The following is a 20,337-nucleotide window of genomic DNA, read 5'->3' on the forward strand; positions in this document are numbered from 1 at the left end:
GGTGCGATCAAACGGTAACGTCAAGTCATGTCCTTCGCGGATTCCGTGGATACTTCTATTGTCGGCCCTTAGCATTACCACCCTCGGATGCGGCGGGTTGTCGACAAAGTACGGTGATTCCTCAGGTCGCAATGGAACGCAAAGTTTAAATGGCTTCGGCGCCTTGCGTGAATCGTTCAAAAACGCCGGTTTCCAACACCGTGATGTCTCGCGGCTTTCCAAACGTGTGATTACCAATGATGCCCTCGTTTGGACTCCGGCTTCCTTTAGCGGTTTTTCCCCCCGTGTCACACGCTGGATCGATCGCTGGCTCGCCCAAGGCGATCGCACGTTGATTTTTGTGATCCCCGACAGCGGGAGTGAGACGGATTATTGGATCGACGCCAGCAAGTTAGCCCCGCCCGAACAACGCTTGGAATATCGCCGACGCATTGCCAAGAGCATCAACCGACGCATCCAATCACGGCTGAACCGAAGTGCGACTCAGTCCAACGGCTGGTTCACCACGACTCCCTTGTCGGCCGGTCACCCGCTGACCGAGCTCGATGGTGAATGGTCGGAAACGATCGCCCTAGAGTCCGGCGAAACCAATTCGTACACGATCGAGCACCAAATCGAACCCTACTCCAAACCCAAGTCAGCCAAGAAATCAGCGAACACGACCACCACAGCGACGACCACCACAGCGACGACGACACAGGGCACGACAACGCAAGGTACAACGACGCAGGGCACGACGGTGTTCGTTGGCGACAACCTCGTCACGGACACTCCGGTCACCCTGCGGCCGTTGCTGCAAGACCAATCGGGCACGACGGTCGTTGCCCAAGTGCAATCCAACCGCTGGAACGGTTCACAAATCATTGTCGTCGCCGGCGGATCGCTGCTAACAAACTATGCGTTCACCAAACCGCTTGCGGTCCAATTAGCCGACCAACTCGTGCTGACTTCGCTGCCGCCGTCGTCGTCATCACCGAGTGCGGGTTTCATCAGCGTTGATCCGCTGATCCTGCCCGTCAGCGAATCCAAGCCGGGGGTGCCGAAGGCGTCCGGATGGGAACTGTTGACCACGTGGCCGATGAGCTTGGTGACCGTCCATGCGGCCCTATTGGGTTTGGTGATTTGTTTGATGTTGTTGCCGTCGCTCGGTCGCGCTCGCCACGTCCGGTACAGTGTCAAAGGCAGCTTTGGCGACCACTTGGATGCCGTCGCCGCGTTAATGAACCGCGCCGGTGGTGAACAATTTGCTCGTCATCGCATCAGCGAGTACATGCGGCGAATTCATGGCGAAACGCAAGGCCCCTGGGTGTTGCCGGAACCTGCACACGAAACGATCCACAGCCCTGCGTTGCATCCCGCGACCGCTAAATCAGCTCCGCCGCCCGGCCTACCAGATCCGGCCGCCGGCAGTCATACTCCATCATCAAGTCAAACCACTCGTTCTCTCGACCCAACCGACTCTGACACCACGGCGAACTCTTGAGCAATCTCCCACCTTCGAACGACCCGCTCTCGTCCGCGCAGCCCAAATCCCAACGCGAACCCGGGATCGCCGATCGCGGTGCGCCTCCCGTGCCGAGTGGATCCCAGCCTGGGCCACCGCCACCGATCCCCACGGCGGTTGCAACCAATGTGCCTGCGTCGGCACCCAACCCGGCGGCCACGCGGTCAACAAAGATGCGACCGATTCAGCAGCTGTTTACCAAAATCTCAACCGAGATCAGCAAGCTCTTTGTCGGCCAAGACGAGTTGGTGCTGGGCACCCTCACCGCGTTATTCGCAGGCGGTCACGTCCTAATCGAATCGGTCCCTGGACTTGGCAAGACCTTGTTCGTGCGAACGCTTGGCCAAACTCTCGGTTGCGAATTTGGACGCATTCAATTCACTGCCGACTTGATGCCCTCGGACATCACCGGTGCCCCGGTCTACGACATGCAGCGAAGCGAATTCCGATTCCGCCCCGGCCCCGTATTCACTCAGTTGCTACTCGCTGACGAAATCAACCGTTCGCCCGCAAAAACACATGCGGCTCTGCTAGAAATCATGCAGGAGTATCGCGTCACGGTGGACGGGACCAGCCACCGTGTGCCGCGGCCATTCCTCGTTTTGGCGACCCAGAACCCGCTGGAAAGCGAAGGCACTTACAATTTGCCCGAAGCTCAACTCGATCGGTTCATGTTCAAATTGCGAGTCGACTATCCGACGTCGGATCAAGAGGCCGAGATTCTTCGCATGCACTCGCAGCAGGTGGATCTGAATCAACGTTTGCGTGACGAGGTCAAAACGGTCACCAGCCCCGACCAATTGATCGCAGCGATGAAATTGTGTGGCGAAGTGTTGATCGAAGACAGCTTGCTTGATTACATCAACAAAATTGTTCGTGCAACGCGGACCTGGCCTGCGTTCCATATCGGAGCGTCACCACGTGCGGGGATCGCGTTGATGCAGTCGGCTCGCGCCCTAGCAGCGTTCTCGGGACGCGACTACGCGATTCCTGACGACGTGGTCGAAATCACCTTGCCCGCCATGCGACACCGCGTTCAATTGACGGCCGAAGCTGAGATCGAAGGACGAACGACGGACGAGGAACTGCAAGCGTTGGTACGAGGTATCGAGGTGCCGCGGGATTAGTGATTTGAACGGCGAAAATCAATGAGGTCCGTAGCGGAAGTCGCGGGCGGCTTGTTGATTTAGTCGTACGATGGACTTCCTAGTCCGTCGAATACGCCATTGACGGACTAGAAAGTCCATCATCCCCCCCTTGCCGAATGAAACTTCATTAAATCAACAAGCCGTCAAGACTTTCGGGGGGACGCATACACCATGGAACGAAAGTCTTGACGACTTCCGCTACGTGAAATTAGCACAAACCCTATAAAGAAGAATGCTTCACCGCGTTCGCCCAAACGGCCAACGACTTTATGCCGTATTACGATCGTTCAATTGTTTAAAACCGCGTTTCGGTCGTCGTCCAATAGGGTCGTCCAATGAAACTGAATTCTGAAAGTGTTTGAAGTGTCCTCAGCTCCTTCTGCCAACGACGATTCCACGACGCCGCATCAGTCACTCAGTCTGCCGGGCGATACGTTCTTGCGTCGCGTGCGTCATTCGGCCACCAGCGTGTTGGCCGACAGCCCAACGGGCCGCGAAGTACTCGAATTGTGTGACGATCACGCCGAAGCACGGCGAATGATCTTGCAGGACCGCAGCAGTGGCACATCGGTGATCGCGATCGTGGGTGCGACCGGGCAAGGCAAATCGTGGTTGATCCGCCAATTGATTCGCAAATCGTCTGCCGCCAATTCAATTCGTAGCGGTAACAACGCGGACGAAGCGACTGAGAAATTGGTTTGGATTGGCCCCATGCCGCCCGCCGATCTGGATCCACGCTACGAGCAATACTTGCATTGCGATCCGGCTCATATGCAATCGATTGGCATCACCTACATGCTGGTCGACGCGCCGGGATCGACCGACGATCGTCGTGCCATCGCCGGCGTTGCCTCGCGAGCATTGTCGCTAGCCTCGGCCATGTTGTTGGTTGTCCGACGCGACCAAATCCGCAGTGTCGCCGTCGGCATGCTGGCCGAAGCCAGTGAGGGCAGCATCGTGATCCCGGTGATCAATGCGGTTCGTGAACATGATGATCGTTTGGACGCCGATATCGACGCGTTTGCCAAACGGATGCGTGAAATGGCGCCCACCAGCGTGATTGCTCGGCCGATCGTGATAAAGGATTTCGAGATCGAAGGTCGCGACGAATCTGAAATTGCCACGACTGCTGCCGAGAATGTTGCCTCGCGATTGCAAGAAGAGCTAGGACAGTTGTGGGAAGGCGATCGACGCCGCAGCACCCGACTTGCCGCACTGGACGGACGTTTTCGTGCCGCGTTGCATGGGGTGTTGAGCGACCAATTGCCAGGATTGACCAACGCGGTCCGGCGGCTGAATCGCGAAGCCACCGCCATTCCAACGCAGGTTGCCGAATCCTTGATTGGCAGCGACGGGCCGCTGCGAGCCGCCGTGCGATCGCGTTTGCGATTGGCGTTGTTGACCGAAACCGCCGCGTTCTGGTTTCCTTATCGGTCGCTGCTTGGGCTATTGAATCTAACCCACGGGGCCTGGGATCGTGTGATGATCTCATTGTCGGGATCGCTGCCATCGCTGGTCAGCGCCGTTTGGACGACCACCAAAAATTTGTCCGCTCAACAGGGAGCCGAGCAAGACGTCCGCGATGGACTTCGCCGACGAAGTGCCGCGGCGGTCGCCGATCGCTTAGGGCCGCTGGCGAGCCGTTTTCGTGACGAATTGGCCGAACTGAGACGGCAACCTGTCAAAGCGGCCGCATGGCACGATGACGACAACGATCAATCCCGTTCGCAACTTGCCTACTTGGCAGGCATCGACACGTTGCAAGAGATGTCGCAAACGATTTTTGACGAAGAGGTCAACCGCGTATCGATCTCGCGGTTTGCGACCGTCGCGTTCGCGTTGGTCGCGACGATTGTGTTTTGGTTGTTTATGGCCGGCCCCGTCGTGGCATTGTACCGAGACTATTTTGTTGCCAGTTTCTCGACGCTGACGACACTCTCAGGCGACTTGGATCGCTTTCCACGTCCTGAGTTGGCGATGATGTTGACAAGTTTGTTGTTGGCGATCTTGCCAACCGCTTTGATTTCGATGTTGGCGCTGTCGGTGGCCCAAAGCCGCACTCGCGTTAACCACGCCGAACAGCGGATTCGCGAGCGACATCATCAAACCATTACCCATCTGCAAGAAGAAGGCGTGCTGCGACTCCGCTGGGATGACCCGCTGCTCTCGGACGCCGAATTTTTACTTTCGGTCGGCGCGGCCGATTACGACGAAAGGTCATAAACATGGATGAATCGACCGGGCTCGCCCAAACACTTATGAGTGCAGCGCTGCAACCGCATATCGCTCTGATCGCCCAATCCGACACGCCCGAAGCGGCGGGATTTTTTGATATTGTGCTCAGCGGTGGCGTGATCGGGTTGATGATTCTGTTGGTGCTGTTTGCACTCAGTATCGCGGCAGCCTATTTGGTGTTCGACCAAACGATGACGCTGCGAAAAAACGAGATCCTGCCCGAAGGAGTCAGCGACACGGTTCGCCAAGCGTTGCTGAACGCACGGCCGGCCGAAGCCGATTCGGCATGTCGTCGTGAACCGAGTGTGTTGAGCGTCGTGTTGTTGTCGGGGCTAAGCGAATTGGAATTTGGATGGCGTGAAGTCGAAAAATCAGTCGAAGACTCGTTGGCCGAACAATCTGCTCGTTTGATGCGACGGATCGAATACTTGTCGGTGATCGGCAACATCGCACCGATGGTGGGACTGCTCGGAACCGTCACCGGGATGATCTTTGCCTTCCAACAAGTCGCCACGACCCGAGGTGCTGCCGGAGCCGGTGATCTTGCCGAAGGAATTTACCAAGCGTTGGTAACCACGGTCGGCGGGCTGATTGTGGCCATCCCATCGCTGGCGGCCTATGCGATTTGCCGCAACCGAGTGGATTCCTTGATCGCCCAAGTGGCCTATCAAGCTCAGCATGCGTTGACTCCGATCAAACGCCGTCCCACCGCACGGACACGACCAGCGAATCCCAATCCGGCTGCATCACCTGCGCCACGCCCGCAAGGCGGCAATCCGCCAATGCCTCCCAAAACGTAGCACTGCCTCCCAAAACGTAGCACAGGCTGCCAGCCTGTTGTCTTCCCTCTCGCGATCGTCATCAAGGCTTTCGTCCTCCTTCGCGCCCAACCCTCTCCGAAACTCTTGGCGAGTTTCGCTACGTCAGCACGGCTCACACTCTAGCGTCTCCGGCTAATCGTGGACGCGATATAATTGCAGGCATGAATGCTGATGCCGCTGCCCATCCCGACGACGACGATCCCGGTTGCTTTGCATCCGATGGTGAGATCGATGCACTTGCCGAGATCGATCTTGGCGGTAGCGATGGCATCGACGGCCGCGACGGCAGGACGATCTTCACCCCAAACCGCGGCTATGGTGCAGATGGGCAGCGAGGCGAAGATGCTGGTCCTGCAACCGCAGGCCAACGAGCCGCAGCGGCCACGCTGAAACTGACCTATCCTAAACACGACATAAAGTGGGGAACGGTCGAGATTTCCGGTACGGCGGTCACATCCGATGGGTCGTCGCATCGGATTGAATTGCAACAGACCATCGGCGATCACGGCTATGTGTTCATCCGCGCCGTCGGCGGCAAAGGAGGCAACGGCGGACGCGCTGGCGACGGACAATCGGGTGCACCCGGCAGTCCCGGTCGCGATGCCACCCGCTATTCCCGCGGTACTAATGGTGGACCCGGAGGCGATGGTGGCGACGCTGGCAATCCAGGCGACGGACAACGCGGGGGCGACGGCGGTGACATCACGCTTACACTGGACCATCAACATCTCGGTTTATTGATGCTCGTTACCGGTGACTTGTCCGGCGGCGACATTGGCTTTGCCGGCGAACCAGGACGTGGTGGAAAGGGGGGACCGGGCGGACGCGGAGGCAGAAGCTATCACTGGACCACGACGCATCGAACCGGCGGCAAAAACGGCCACACACGCACGGTTCATCACTCCAACCCCGGCGGCAGCCCTGGGCCGGACGGTCGTGATGGTGCGCCATCGTCTTACCGGACTAGCGATGGAATTCCGGGCGACGACGGTCGTTTGCGAATCGTGGTTCATGGTCCTGGCGACCGACAAACCCAGTACTCGTCTCCTTATGACCTGGAACTCGTCTCGTTCGATATCGCTAGCGAGTACCGCATCTATGAACCCAACAGTCTCGCTAGTCTCGAGCGGATCACGGTCCGCAACCGTGGTGGCATGCCAACGCCCCCGAACTACCAAATTCGAATTTGCTTGCCGTCCGATACCTGGATCCAATCGGACGAAACCGACCTGGTATTGCCAAAGGTCCTCGAACCAGGTGAAACGTTTACGTTTGATGATGCCTGCTTGTCGCTGCGATGGAGTAACGTGATCGTCCACGCTCCTCGGAAACAACCCTTCCGGCTTCGGCACGATGTGAACCCAAGGGCGTTCATGGAAAGCGGCATCCATCGACCGTTTCGTGATTTCGAGAACGAAGAGCAGGTCGATGTTCAATTTCCGTTACAGCTATCCGAGATCACGGCGCTCAATAGCCTCGCGCCGGGCGAGTCGACTCGAGTTCGATTTGCGATCACAAACATAGGTGACGAAACCTTTGATGACCGAGCGTTCCACCGCAGCGCTCGCGCCGGCATCCGCTTGCTCGATGGCGATATCGACAAAAGCCAATTGTTGTTTTTTGACGACTCGGACAATCCTCATGATCTGCTTGCCGAAGAATTCCGGCACGCCGTCCGCAATCTCGCCGCCGGTGAAACGCAATGGATCGAAACTCGCATCGGCATTCGCGAACACAGCGATGTGATCGCCTATCAATGTTTTACATTCGGTGTCGATCTGCTGTTACAACATCCCGGATCGAGTGCCCAGCGGGACCAGTATCGACGGGTCGACTATCGCAAGGAAACGATTCGTGTGTCGGAACGATTCCGCCGCGACGAAGGATCGCGATTTTTGTTGATTGCCAATCAGAAAACCGATGTCAACGACATCGAAAAGTGGACCGAATTGGCCGACTACTTTGGAAGCGGCTTGGATGTTTGGGACGTTTCTTACTATGGTTTCTTGGACTTGGCTCGCAAGATCCAAGCGGACCAATCGATGTTGGAAATGTGGCGTGGCATGACGATCATCATTCCCAACAACTATTACCAGACTCCGGCGGGCAAAAAGACCGCATTTGAGCAACTCTCAAAGGCTCAGTTCTTAATCGCCGCCGCAGATTTCGACATCAATTTTTATGTAGTGGGCGATTCACGCAGCGGTGGCGATGCCGCACTGCAGTCCTATTTGATTCCGATCAGCAATGTCAAAACCGCCAGCCAAATTCAAAGCCAGCAAGAGTTTTTGAAACAGGTCAAACGTTGGAATCAATACGTCGCGCGGTCCGGTGACATGGTCGGTGGAATCACCGCAGACGCCGGTGCGATCGCCGACGCATCGCTCGGTGCAGTACACGAATTCGAGATTCAAAAACGAACGTTTCTGTTTCAACCCAAACCGCAATGGCTTGAACAACAAGCGGTCCGGTTGCAAACCAAGCTGCGAAAACAAGATCCTCTGCACCGCTGGGTCATCGTCTATCGAAATGACACCGGCGACACCGACACCTCGTGGGGATTTTTTCGCAAACGGAAAATCGGCAAACTCGAAGCACGGCGTTCGCTGGATTCCAGCAAAGGATCTGCAGTGCTGTTCGAAGTCGAGTCGATCGACATCATCGGCGACGATTTCATCAACAGCCAAGCGAACAAACACGGTATTTTCCTGACGCTCAAATTCGAGGACAAAGTCGATCGTTTTATCCGCTTGGTCAGCGAACGGACGTTCCCCCGGTTCCGTGAAAACTACATCGATCGTCCGTTGACCGCCGAAGAGATCCGCCAAATTGGCGGCGAACTGATCGATTCGATCATTGTCGATCTTTTCAACGAGCAGCGAGTTGCTCGCAACGCAAAAACTTGGGGCACCTCAGGCGTCAAGACGCTGCTACCGAAGCTGAATTATCTGGCCGAGCGTTCGCTGAACTATGGACTGACGTATCGTCAAATGCAAGAAAACGAAGCATCGGTCACGCTGTTGTATCAATTGTTGGCCAACCTTCGTTACATCGCGAAACAGTCGCGCACGATCTGGGATTATCCGATCTTTCCCACCGCATTGTTCAAACGCAGCCGGGCCGTGTCACGTTACATGCAAAACCGAGTCGACCAAATCATTGCGAATCTATTTGGTCCCAAGCTCAGTTGGTGGGATAAATGGAGCTCCGCGAGCGACGATTACGATCCATTTGGAACTCAAAAAAATGCCGCTCCCAAGGGGATCGCTCGCGAGTCGGCGATGCAGGCAATCGACAAGATTGAAGCCGAATTGCGGAAACGCAATACGCCATTGTCAGAATTGGAACGAGCCCAACATCATCCCGGATTGACCTACGATCCTGAACTGCTGACGCCACGCGACCGCGTAATTTCAGGCAAGGTTTACGATCAATGGGTGCGTACGGAAACGGCGTTGGAAATGCAGCGTGCGGAAACCGAATACGCGATCGCCAAACAACGCAGCGAGTTCCTTGTGCCGTTGGAAACCGCCTCGGCGATTCCGACCAACACGCCGACTCGACAAACGCAGGGTTAATTGCGTCGCACGAGCCGCCGCGGAATTCCCCGTCTTCCTTTTAGCTTGCGATTTCCCGTATGCTTTTGGAAACCCGATCCACGGTTTTGAAGTGGTGCATTTTTTCGCAGGTCGCATCAAGCAAACGGAAACAAGGCCGGATCGGCGGATGCAGTTGGAAATTCTTTTCAATCCCCAGGAGGAAACACGGTCGTGAACGAATCCATCGCGAAACGTGTGGCAGAGTTACGCACCGAGATCCGCCGTTTGGATCACCTGTATTATGTCGAGGCCACCCCGGCGGTCACGGACCTTCAATACGACCGACTGCTCGAAGAACTCCGGCAACTCGAGACCGAACATCCCGAATTTGCCTCGGCCGATTCACCGACCCAACGAGTGGGTGATGCACCGGTACCGTACTTGGTTCAAGTTGCCCATTCGGTGCCGATGTTGTCGATTGACAATACCTACAGCCGCGAAGAGCTAAAGGCATACTTCGATCGCACCGAAAAAACGCTCGGCGAGCCGATCCAATGGGTGATGGAATTCAAAATCGATGGCGTCGCTGCCTCGATCCGCTACGAGCATGGCGACATGGCGGTCGCGCTGACTCGTGGTAACGGCCAAGTCGGCGACGACATCACGCACAACGTACGCACTATCCGCGATGTACCGCTACGTTTGGTCGGCGATACGCCGCCCGAGGTGCTCGAGGTTCGCGGCGAAGTTTACATGACCAACGCAGATTTGGCGGACCTAAACCTGCGGCAAACCGAGGCGGGGGCCGAGCCGTTCAAAAACACACGCAACGTCACCGCGGGAACCATTCGGCTGCTCGACCCCGCGATAGCGGCGGAACGTAAACTTCGCTTCTTCTGTCATGGCGTCGGTGAAACGACGGGGATGACCGCTGAAAACCACATCGATTTCTTAGCCGAAGTTGGCAAGCTTGGGATTCCCCCGACTCCGGAAGTCCAAGTGTTCAACAGCTCTGCCGACGCGTTAAAGGCGGTGGCGTTGTTCGAAGAAGAAATGCCCGATTTGCCGTTTGAGGTCGATGGAATTGTTTTCAAAGTCAATCGATTCGACCAACGTGAACGATTGGGGATTCGCAGCAAGAGTCCGCGTTGGGTCATAGCCTACAAATTCGAGCGTTACGAAGCGGTCACGGTACTCGAATCAATCAGCGTCCAAGTCGGCAAGACCGGCGCGATCACCCCGGTCGCCCATCTAAAACCCGTCGACATCGCGGACACCACCGTGTCACGAGCGTCGCTGCACAATGCCGACGAAATCGAGCGATTGGATGTCCGCGAAGGCGATGTGGTCGTGGTGGAAAAGGCGGGCAAGATTATTCCCAAAGTCGTCCGTGTCGAAAAGCATGAACGCAAAACCGAGCGACCTCCGTTTCAATTTCCGACGCATTGTCCTGTCTGCGGAACCGAGTTGGTGCGTGATGATGGCGGCGTCTATATCCGATGCCCTAGTCCCGAATGCCCGGCCCAGCTGCGTCAACGGTTGATCTACTTCGGCAGTCGCCCAGGAATGGACATCGATGGACTCGGTGACGAACTGGTCGATTTGCTGGTACAGCGGGGCATCGTTTCCAGCTATGCCGATCTGTATCGGTTGACGATCCCAGAGCTTGCGGATGTCAACTGGCTGAAACAGCGAAAAGGCAAAGACGGCAAGATGATCGACGTCCAAGTCGGCAAGAAGAATGCGGAAAACTTGGTCGCCGGAATTGACGCCAGCCGCGATCGGGGACTCGCCCGCGTGCTTGCGTCGATCTCGATCCGTCATGTCGGACCTCGCGTGGCACAGCTAATCACACGTCACTACCCGACGATCGAGCAACTGCAATCGGCATCGATCGAAGACCTTGCGTCGATTCATGAAATCGGAGACGCGATCGCCAAAAGCATGCACGAGTTCCTGCACAGCGATTATGGGAAAAAGGTCTTCGCTGAACTTGCCGAAGTCGGCGTCAAACTCAGCGAAGAGGTTTCCGACGAAAGTGGTGGTCCGCTGGAAGGCAAAACACTCGTGGTCACCGGGACGCTTCAACAATTTACACGCGATGAAATCAAGGGTTTGATTGAAAAACTTGGTGGTCGAGCATCAAGCAGCATCAGCAAAAAGACCGACTACTTGGTCGCCGGCGAAAAGGCGGGCAGCAAGTTGACGAAGGCGCAGTCACTAGGGGTGAAGGTTTTGACAGAAGCCGATTTCAAAGCGCTGATCGAAGAATGAACCTTGCGTTCCGTGATGCAAGTTTTATCGATACTATTCGCTCAGCGCGAGCGAAAAGACGCTCGTTCTCTGGCTCTAGCCTGGGAGCGAAACGTTACGCTGGGCTGCTGGAACTTTGGTGTTGGCGTCTTTTTAGGTTGCGATGGTTTCCTGCCACCTCTCCCCCACTTGGGAGACCGCTGATCTAGCAGCAAGCGAATAGGCCGGAGGCCGACACATGGGCTGCCGTTGGCGTGAGCCAACGGTGCAGGGGCGACCTGTCGCAGTAAGGCCGGAGGCCGACACACTGACGGCAGAGTGTGTCGCCCGCTGGGCTATGCTTTCCCACCTCCGCTAGCCGGTGGCTCACGCCACCGGCAAAGGGCGTGTCGGCCTCCGGCCTGTAATCAACGCTGCGAAATCATCAAACCGCATTCGCCGGCGAAAGTGCGAGTGGTATTTGCATTCGCCACCATCACCGACGATACTTGGTGCCTTGTATTTTTTCGCGAATACGAAGTATTCCTACCGACGGACGATGCCCCTGCCCCCTTTTTCTCGTCACCGAGTGAGTTAATGAGACCTTTGATTGCGACGATGTTTGGTTTGATGTTTTCTGCAGCAGCGGTTCCTGCGATGGGCGTGGATGTCTACGTCACCCCGGACGGCGCTGGACGAATGGACGGCAGTAGTTGGCAGCATGCGATCTCGGGCGATTCGCTGAAAACCGCGGTCGACGATCGTCTAAACCCCGGTGACCGATTGCTGATTGGAAGTGGCGTCTACCGCGATGCAACGATCACGATCACCCAACCAGGCGAATCAGAACGCCCCAAACAAGTCATCGGGGTCGATCAAGGTGAGGGACTGCCAGTGCTACAAGGCACCTGGAATGCCGACGCGCCGAACAAAGGTGCCACCGCCGTTCGGATCTCCGCTGGCGTGGACCATGTCAGCTTGCAAGGTCTACGGATCGATGGCTACGTGACCGGCGTGTCCATTGCGAAAGCAAGTAAGGGAAAGGACAGTGCCCATCTTTTGTTTGAGGACGTCGACATCCGTCACGCTCGCTATGGGTTCTATGTCGCGGACAGTGACGACTTGCGACTCGTCGACTGTGATTTGACCCGCTACACCAAACATGGTTTCCGTTTCGAACAGGGATGCGACCGAGTGGAATTGTTGCGATGCACTGCCGATTGTTCCGAAGGCGACGAGTCGTGGGAGGAGAAAACGGAGTTGCTGCCGTTCGGCTTTAACATCAACAACGGCGACTCGCCCAATCGAGAATTCTTCTTCAATCAATGTGTGGCTCGTAACAACATGATGCCACTGCAAAAGGGGAAATATAAAAACGGAGACGGCTTTGTCGTCGAGGGTAGTGCTGAGAACGTCCGTTTCTACCAATGCCGTGCCATTCGCAACCAAGACGCCGGTTTTGATTTGAAGGTGGAAGACGTCAAGCTGCTGGGCTGTATCGCGATCAACAACAAACGCAATTTCCGTATTTGGTCCACCGGCGTGTTGGCGAATTGTTTTGCGAGCGGCGGAGTCCTGGGGTTGTGGTGCAACGGAGGCCCCGTATTGGCACAGCGGTGCACGTTTATCGGATCCAGTAGCGCGGCCGTGCAAACCGATGACCGCGCCAAGTTACCGGTCACTGTTCGTGATTGCATTATCGCGGACACAAAACAGGCATTTCGTAAAACGTCGCATGGACCAATCGCTGCGGAAGCAACGATCATTTCAGACGCCGCCGGTTCGGTTGACGACCCACAATTCGTCGATCCGACCGAGAACTGGGAAGGAACCGATTCCGCATTTAATAGCCGCCGATATCCGGACAAAGGCTATCACAGCGATCTTAAAACGATGGCCGATCTAAGTAAAAAATGATCCAGCAACCAGACCACAAGAAATTAACATCCCGTAGTGGATCTTGCTAAAGATCCCCGTGCGCCGCAGGATGCATTCGTTTGGCCGTTGCCGGATGTTGCGAGGAACGTTCGTGGAATCGCTGAATAGCGACGAAGCTCTTGACGGCTTGTTAATTTATTGAGCCGCGACGCGTGAGCGGCCGGGTCCCACGCACGACCCGGTGCCTTACGGCCCACGGCTCACCGTGGCGATTTGCTTTTGGATTAAATCGACGAAACTCTTGACGAGTTCCGCTACCAAAACGGCTTGCCCACTTTGACCACAGGGAACAAAATGACCGTAGTGGATCTTGCTAAAGATCCCCATGCGCCGCAGGATCTTTAGCAAGATCCACTACGAAGGGATGCATTCGTTTGGCCGTTGCCGGATGTCGCGAGGGACGTTCTCGGAATCGCTGAACAGCGACGAAACGGTTGACGGCGTGTTGATTTATTGAGCCGCGACGCGTGAGCGGCCGGGTCCCATGCACGCCCCGGTGCCTTACGGCCCACGGCTCACCGTGGCGATTTGCATTTGGATTAAATCGACGAAACTCTTGACGGCTTGTTGATTTAGTGAAGTTTCCTGCGGCAAGGGGGGTATAATGGACTTCCTAGTCCGTCAATGGTGGATTCGACGGACTAGGAAGTCCATCGTACGACTAAACCAACAAGCCGTTGACGAGTTCCGCTACCAAAACGGCTCGTCTATTTTGACTTTGTTTTTGGCTCTTTTGGGTCCTTCGATTTACCCTTCGTCTTTAGCTCGTCGATGTCGATCGAAACTTCCTTCGCGGCGAAGACTGATCTTTCATACAAGTAGACCGTCAGCGTCGCCTCCTTCTTACTGGGCTGCTTGACGACCACGCGAGCGGTTGGCATCGTCGTTCCCGCTGCAACGATCTCTCCTTCAAAATTAGAATCGCTTTTCAATTCAGCGATCGCTCGTTGCACGAGTCCGGCTGCGATGTGACGCCCTTGGATCGCCGTTCGTCGTGCATCGACGCGGGCGATCGCAAGTTTACTTGACCTCAATATCGCGATTGCCGACATCGACAACACCGCCGCGGCAAGCGTGCACAGCAACAATGCCGAACCCGTCCGACGACGTGCTCTTCTGGACGGCTGCAAGCGGTTTAACTTGATCATTTCCCCGCCTTTTTCGGTTCGATAATTTGCGGCGGGAACACGACCGTCGACGTTTCGACGACCTTGCGATTATCCGTTGTGTCCCGCCCAACCAGCTCGAGTTCGAGTCCCACGGTTTTGCTTGACGGTTTGGGCTGGACGATCGTGCGAATCGTAAAATCCAGAATGTTTTCGGCGAGCACGACATCCATTGACTTGCCATCGCTCATGACCAATTGATTGTCCGAACGAAAAACCTTGACGATCGCGGCATCGCGTCGCTGCAAAGTCAAACTCGAAGCGTTCATGCTCACGACCGTTCCATCGTCAATCGTTTGCGATAACCAAGTCAGAGTATGTTGCAGTTCTTCGGCCGTTGACCCGTCTGCCTGGGCACTTGCAATCGAACGTGCCGAAGCACGGATCACTCCGGCGATCGGCACGAACAGAATAGCGACGAGCCCCGTGCATGCGATCACTTCGATCAAACTGATTCCGCGACGACGCGTTTTTTGGTTGCAATACGTGCTCATGGTTCGCCCCAATGCGATTGCAACTGTTCCACCGGCTCGTCTTCATCCACACGTCCATTGCGATTGCGGTCCTGCCAAACTTGTGTTGCAATCGTTAACAACTTCGACGACTTGGAGGTCGAATCACGTTGAACCAGCACACTGGCGGCTAGTTGCTGCCCGTCTTCGGTCACAATTGTTGACCGTTCTGCAGTCGACATTGGACGTGCCCATGCCTTCGCAAACGCCACTTGGTCCGAAAGTAAAATCTTTCGTTGTCGCAGCAACTGATCTGCCTCGAACAACATCGATTCATGCAGCTTCAATCGGCGATGCATTTTTTGGGATCGGGTCAACAAATGAAGCGACGGAATCAACAATACCGAAAGCAACATCGATCCGGTAGCAACGTCCAACAACGTTGCCCCGCGACGTGGTTTCGCTTGCGGCTTCCTCTCGATTCGCATCATAGGTGTCCTGATCAAGGCACTTGGAATTGGACTTTGCCGGTGGTCGGTGACACTCGAACTTCGCCACTGACACCGCCCTGGATGATCCGCCAGCGAAGGTCGCGGTTGGCGGTTCCCAGTGGCGAAAAAAGAATTTCAGATGGCGTCCCCTCGACGGTGACCTCCGGTCCCAGATCGAACCACGTCACCCTTTCATCACGAATCGGCCCAGCGACTTCGGTGATCAGCAACATCGCTTGACCGTCTTTGCGAATTCGCTCGACTCGGACATCGGCTTGGTTGGTGATCGACGTGTTGCGGGCCATTTCCAACGCGTCTGCAACGTGATGGATCACACCGGTTACGCTCCGCTGGGATGACCAACGTGGCCGTAACACGAACGAACTTGCCACCGCAGATGCACTTAGCAACACGACCACCATGACCGCTTCGATCAAAGTGACGCCGTTTCGTTTTGATTTTGGGACCATGATCGACACCTAAAGCGTCGGGACATAAAAATGGGTCGGCGCGGAGGTGCAAACGATCTCTCGCTCGCAGCATCTCCTCGACGACCCTGAATATTGTGCGAATGCGTTACGGCGTGATTCGCCATCAACGATTCGCTTGGCCTGGATCGCAGCCAACTCCACCGGGAGACTGGCTACGCCTGATTTAGCGTTTGGTGAACGTACCGGTCGCACGTGCATAGGTGTAATTGCGACGGATTGCCGTGATCCGTGTCTGTTCAGCCGGAGTCGTATTGGAAAGGTAGCCGCCGGTTACCAAGTCGTTAACGCTACGAGGGAATGCGCCGGTTTCAAGAAAATAGGTTTGTGCCATGCTGTTCAGCGTGGCGACTTCTTGTTCGGACAACTTTTCTTCGCTCTTGGCTCGCATCGGTGCCACCGTGGCAACCGTCGCCGCAGCAACAACCGCGAGAATCACAACTGCGGCAATCACTTCAAGCAGTGAAAAGCCATTCTTTTTATTTCGTTTCATCTGAGTATATACTCCGTGTGTGGACTTTTGATTGCAGGCGGCCAGACAAGAGAGCTATTCTCGTCTACCCAAATCTAGGTCAGAAATCGAATCGGAATCCTGTTGGAGTCAAGAAATGCCCAAAATGTTTCAAAGCATCAGTCCACTTGATGACACTGTCCTCTTCGATGGTCCCGAATCGACCCCTGCAAATATCAGCCAGGCGATCACAACGGCACGGCAATCCGCGATACTTTGGCACAACACCCCGCTTTCTCAGCGAATCCAGATTGCTCGCAACTATGCAAAACACTTAAGCGATCATCGCGACGAAATTCGCGAGCTGATTACAAGCGAAGTCGGTAAATTGCCTTGGGACGCCGACGCCGAAGTCGGTGCTGCGATCGGCAAAATCGATTTAACCGTCAATGCCCTTGAGCAGCGACGTAGCAAAACGGTGATTGAATCCGGCAATCTGGCTCGCATCGTTCGCTATCATCCGCTAGGTGTCGCGTTGGTTTTGGGACCGTTTAATTTTCCGCTTCATTTGCCGGGAGGCCAGATCGTGCCGGCGCTGCTGTCCGGCAACACGATCGTTTTCAAACCGAGCGACCAAGCCACGGCGGTTGGCAAATGGATGATCGATGCATGGCGGCAAGCGGGACTTCCCGATGGCGTGATGCAGATGATCCAAGGAGGCGTCGAGGTTGCTGTCAATGCAATCGATTCGCCGCTAATCAATGCTGTTTTTTTGACCGGCAGCCGTGCGGCCGGACGTGCCATTCATCGCCAACTGGCAGGTCGCCCCGACGTCTTGTTGGCCTTGGAACTCGGCGGCAACAATCCTGTCGTCGTCAGCGACTCGATCCCATCCAAAGCGGTTGCCGACCTTGTCACCTTTTCCGCTTTCGTCTCCGCCGGCCAACGCTGTTCATGCGCCCGACGTGCCTTGTTTATCGAAAACTCAGACTGCGAAACGCATATCGATGCGGTCGTCCAACAAACTCGATCCTTGGTTGTGGGCTTGCCAGGCGACGAGACAGTACCCCAAGTCGGACCGCTGATCTCTACGCTTGCCGCTACCCAATTGCGAAAGACTTACGACACCCTACTAGCCCATGGATGCCGCGTGGTCGTGCCTTGGCAAGTCAATCCGCGTCGCGAAAACTTGGTGCATCCAGCGATTGTCGATGCCACGAAGTGCACTGACACTCAGCTTGCGGCGATCGGTGATCTCGAATGGTTTGGGCCACTGCTGGTGATCCAGCGTGTCGCCGACTTTGATTCCGCGGTCAGTGCAGCGGCCAACACCAGCTACGGGCTCGCTGCATCGCTGCTTGGCGGCACCTCGAACATGTTTGAAACCTTTGTTAATAGCGTTGGTGCCGGAGTGGTCAATTGGAACCGCCCCACGACCGGAGCCGCAGGCAGTTTGCCGTTTGGTGGGTTAGGCGATAGCGGCAACCATCGTCCGGCGGGTTATCACGCGATCGATTTCTGTAGCGATCCAGTAGCCTCGCTCCAATCCCCAACCGAAACCGAATCGTTCGCCACGCTCGCCCCCTGGGACGTCGTCAAGTAACAGATCCCGACGCACCAAAATCTCAAGCCCCCGCGGACGGTTGAACTGCCAGCTGCACCATCAAGTACGCCCCCGATCCAATTTGAAATTTTCAATTGTCAATTTAACTTTTTCGATCTCTGATTCCCGTCGCCGTTGTGGAGGAGCCCGATAGAATCCGAACCATGGAATTCGATTGGCAGACGATCAACGCGAAGATCGACGAGCGATTTGCGCCAAAGCAGATCGAGAGCCAATATGGTATTATTCTGATTGACAAACGCTAGCTCGCGAGGGATGCCGAACCATGATTACAAAGGTTGTTTCAATATCAATATTGCTTTCACTCTTTTGCGTTCCATTGATCGCCGAGGACGGAAAGCTAACCGGCGTCGCACCGCTTGCCGTCTACGTCGAACTTGACGGGCTTAGTCGAGAAGTCGGACAAGAAATTACCGATGGAATGTACATAAAATTGCGAGAGGCACGAGTCCCGACGACGAAGCCGAAAGGGTTGAAGACCGAAGATTCACCTTTCATCCACTTTGAAATTACAGTTCGAAGGGTGGCCGAGCCATCAGGGTACTTGCTTGTTGGCTTGTGTTCGGTCAAAGTTCCCACCCAAAACCCTCTTAACGGAACTCCAATGCATGGCCTGATAACATCAAGCTTTATCGTTGAATTCAGGGAAGACATCAACGAAATGGTGGACGTAACTGAAAATTATCTGAACGGGACGCTTGATGACTTGGCGCAAGCTTGGCGTGCGCATAATCCGCTGCCCGGCGAGTTTGTGATGCCGAAAACGGCGCCGTCCGCGAAGTTGCCTTCACTTTACTGGAACGGCAACGAGGGCGAGTCTCACGCAGAAATCCAATCGCCGCGGCCCGGTGAACAGTGAAGTCCAGGGCATTGCGACTCTCACATGAATCGTTGCTTTTGCATTGCGTCTCTTGCGTTAAGAATGATAAACGCGGAGTTCTCCTACCTAGACATGAACGAAGCGTATACCCCACCGCATCACCCCACTGACTCATTCATGGCATCCGCAACGCGTCCGCTTGATACGCTTTGTTTCGCCATCAACTTCACATTTGCCATTCTCTTTTTCATCGTATGCGTGATCGCAATTGGTTCCGCCGATAACCCTTTCGCCTTCATCGGCGGCTTTATGTTGGTACTGCCAGTGGCCTGCTATGCGATCGCCGAATGGATCTGCTGGTACCGAAAACGTCATGAGCTTACTCGTCCGCTTGGTGTACTAAACCTATTGCTTGCTGCGTTTTTTGTATTTGGACTTGCGACGACTGTCGGCGAAGTATTGATGGCCGAGGAACCGGCGGATCCCTGGTTCATCCTGATCTTCGGGTATGGCTTTGCGATCATCGCGGCATACCTTGCATGGTGTGGATGGCGACGCGTTCGCTCGGTCCCGCGTGTCTCCGACACCATCCCAATCGATAATTAACGCCCCGCATTACATAACCGGCGAACGTGAGCATTCTCAAGCGAGAGATCAACGACCGCCCCCAAATCACTAGCGATATCCAGTTGAGATGATTCCAAACAGTACGAAGATCCCGGGTACGTCGCTGAAGCTCTGCGGGTTGACGCAGCGGCTGAATACAAAAAAGGTGCGTGAACGGATCGTCGAGTGTTGCAACGAAACGATCATCTACGACCGGCTGTTCCGTGAACGACTAGCAGGAAGGCCTTACACGTCGGACGACGCGAGGGATTTCATTCAGTGGGCTGCGGCGGGATGGAGCAGCCATCGGTATTACGTGTTTATCGCGAACGATCCCGACGGTCTTCCGTGTGCTAGTTGTGACTTGAAAACCGCAACTCGAATCGATGACGAAATCGGATACTGGCGTTCCCAGAGAGTTGCAGGGTCGATGACGATGATTGTTCGGCAAATGCTGTTGGTGGCATCGAACAACGGATTTAATGGTTTCCACGCACGCGTCGCTCGCGACAACCTCGGCTCCATCGCGGTTCTCGAACGTCTGGATTTCGTGCTGTCGGATCGCCACGACGTAAACGGACGTCTCGTGTTCACTCGACGAGCACGCGAATCTCAATCGACGTAGACGCGGTGTCACCCCAAAGGAAATGTCAGTGGCAATCGGTTCAACTGTTGTGCCACGGATGTTTTCAGTCGCTTCCGACTGACCAATCCGTTTGCAACAAATTGAATTGCGACTCGATCACGGGTCGGGTACGATGACTTACGAACGTGATCATCGGGGCCGCGTTCATCCCTGCAACCGCCGCGAACCATGGGATC

17 protein-coding genes are annotated in these 20,337 nt (G+C 55.5%); 12 read left to right on the forward strand and 5 right to left on the reverse strand.

Annotated elements, in window-relative coordinates:
• The first annotated feature begins 97 nt into the window (after positions 1-97).
• From ABEA92_RS03350 to ABEA92_RS03385, 8 genes are all read left to right on the forward strand, one after another.
• Positions 98-1,483 (forward strand): hypothetical protein, encoded by a 1,386-nt coding sequence (locus ABEA92_RS03350; RefSeq protein WP_345682371.1) that lies wholly within the window; start codon positions 98-100, stop codon positions 1,481-1,483.
• The gene (locus ABEA92_RS03355; protein ID WP_425572384.1) at positions 1,480-2,631 is read left to right on the forward strand and encodes an AAA family ATPase; all 1,152 of its coding nucleotides are present in this window, start codon (positions 1,480-1,482) and stop codon (positions 2,629-2,631) included. The genes ABEA92_RS03350 and ABEA92_RS03355 overlap by 4 nt, the downstream gene beginning before the upstream one ends.
• Positions 2,632-3,015: 384 nt before the next feature.
• Entirely contained in the window at positions 3,016-4,875 is a 1,860-nt protein-coding gene (locus ABEA92_RS03360) for a hypothetical protein (RefSeq protein ID WP_345682372.1), read from the forward strand.
• A 2-nt stretch (positions 4,876-4,877) separates the two neighbouring features.
• The gene (locus ABEA92_RS03365) at positions 4,878-5,687 is read left to right on the forward strand and encodes a MotA/TolQ/ExbB proton channel family protein (protein ID WP_345682373.1); all 810 of its coding nucleotides are present in this window, start codon (positions 4,878-4,880) and stop codon (positions 5,685-5,687) included.
• A gap of 182 nt (positions 5,688-5,869) precedes the next feature.
• Positions 5,870-9,286: a DUF7932 domain-containing protein gene (locus tag ABEA92_RS03370; protein ID WP_345682374.1), complete on the forward strand. Its 3,417-nt coding sequence runs from the start codon at positions 5,870-5,872 to the stop codon at positions 9,284-9,286.
• A 192-nt stretch (positions 9,287-9,478) separates the two neighbouring features.
• Positions 9,479-11,521: an NAD-dependent DNA ligase LigA gene (gene ligA, locus ABEA92_RS03375; RefSeq protein ID WP_345682375.1), complete on the forward strand. Its 2,043-nt coding sequence runs from the start codon at positions 9,479-9,481 to the stop codon at positions 11,519-11,521.
• 555 nt (positions 11,522-12,076) lie between these two features.
• On the forward strand, positions 12,077-13,396 hold the full coding sequence (locus ABEA92_RS03380) for a right-handed parallel beta-helix repeat-containing protein (RefSeq protein WP_345682376.1): 1,320 nt from the start codon (positions 12,077-12,079) through the stop codon (positions 13,394-13,396).
• 346 nt (positions 13,397-13,742) lie between these two features.
• The gene (locus tag ABEA92_RS03385; protein ID WP_345682377.1) at positions 13,743-13,874 is read left to right on the forward strand and encodes a hypothetical protein; all 132 of its coding nucleotides are present in this window, start codon (positions 13,743-13,745) and stop codon (positions 13,872-13,874) included.
• Between the two features lie 250 nt (positions 13,875-14,124).
• Here the strand turns inward: ABEA92_RS03385 and ABEA92_RS03390 are convergent, their stop codons facing one another.
• From ABEA92_RS03390 to ABEA92_RS03410, 5 genes are all read right to left on the reverse strand, one after another.
• The gene (locus ABEA92_RS03390; RefSeq protein WP_345682378.1) at positions 14,125-14,565 is read right to left on the reverse strand and encodes a hypothetical protein; all 441 of its coding nucleotides are present in this window, start codon (positions 14,563-14,565) and stop codon (positions 14,125-14,127) included.
• Complete coding sequence (locus ABEA92_RS03395) at positions 14,562-15,077, reverse strand: PulJ/GspJ family protein (protein WP_345682379.1); 516 nt, start codon at positions 15,075-15,077, stop codon at positions 14,562-14,564. Before ABEA92_RS03395 ends, ABEA92_RS03390 begins: the two co-directional genes overlap by 4 nt.
• Entirely contained in the window at positions 15,074-15,526 is a 453-nt protein-coding gene (locus ABEA92_RS03400; protein WP_345682380.1) for a hypothetical protein, read from the reverse strand. Before ABEA92_RS03400 ends, ABEA92_RS03395 begins: the two co-directional genes overlap by 4 nt.
• Before the next feature lie 11 nt (positions 15,527-15,537).
• Entirely contained in the window at positions 15,538-15,996 is a 459-nt protein-coding gene (locus tag ABEA92_RS03405; RefSeq protein ID WP_345682381.1) for a pilus assembly FimT family protein, read from the reverse strand.
• Between the two features lie 184 nt (positions 15,997-16,180).
• A complete protein-coding gene (locus tag ABEA92_RS03410) occupies positions 16,181-16,507 on the reverse strand; it encodes a prepilin-type N-terminal cleavage/methylation domain-containing protein (RefSeq protein WP_345682382.1) in 327 nt (108 codons plus the stop codon).
• Positions 16,508-16,622: 115 nt separating this feature from the next.
• On the opposite strand from ABEA92_RS03410, the gene ABEA92_RS03415 reads away from it, so the two are divergent.
• The 4 genes from ABEA92_RS03415 (at position 16,623) to ABEA92_RS03430 (ending at position 20,140) form a co-directional block, all read left to right on the forward strand.
• Positions 16,623-18,068, forward strand: a complete 1,446-nt coding sequence (locus ABEA92_RS03415) for an aldehyde dehydrogenase family protein (protein ID WP_345682383.1) — start codon at positions 16,623-16,625, stop codon at positions 18,066-18,068.
• A 286-nt stretch (positions 18,069-18,354) separates the two neighbouring features.
• The gene (locus tag ABEA92_RS03420) at positions 18,355-18,948 is read left to right on the forward strand and encodes a hypothetical protein (protein WP_345682384.1); all 594 of its coding nucleotides are present in this window, start codon (positions 18,355-18,357) and stop codon (positions 18,946-18,948) included.
• Between the two features lie 138 nt (positions 18,949-19,086).
• Positions 19,087-19,515 carry a hypothetical protein gene (locus ABEA92_RS03425; RefSeq protein ID WP_345682385.1) on the forward strand — a complete coding sequence of 143 codons (429 nt, stop codon included), beginning with the start codon at positions 19,087-19,089 and terminating at the stop codon, positions 19,513-19,515.
• Positions 19,516-19,603: 88 nt separating this feature from the next.
• On the forward strand, positions 19,604-20,140 hold the full coding sequence (locus ABEA92_RS03430) for a GNAT family N-acetyltransferase (protein ID WP_345682386.1): 537 nt from the start codon (positions 19,604-19,606) through the stop codon (positions 20,138-20,140).
• The last annotated feature ends 197 nt before the right edge of the window (positions 20,141-20,337 follow it).

The sequence above is a fragment of the Novipirellula caenicola genome (genome assembly GCF_039545035.1).
GTDB lineage: Bacteria > Planctomycetota > Planctomycetia > Pirellulales > Pirellulaceae > Novipirellula > Novipirellula caenicola.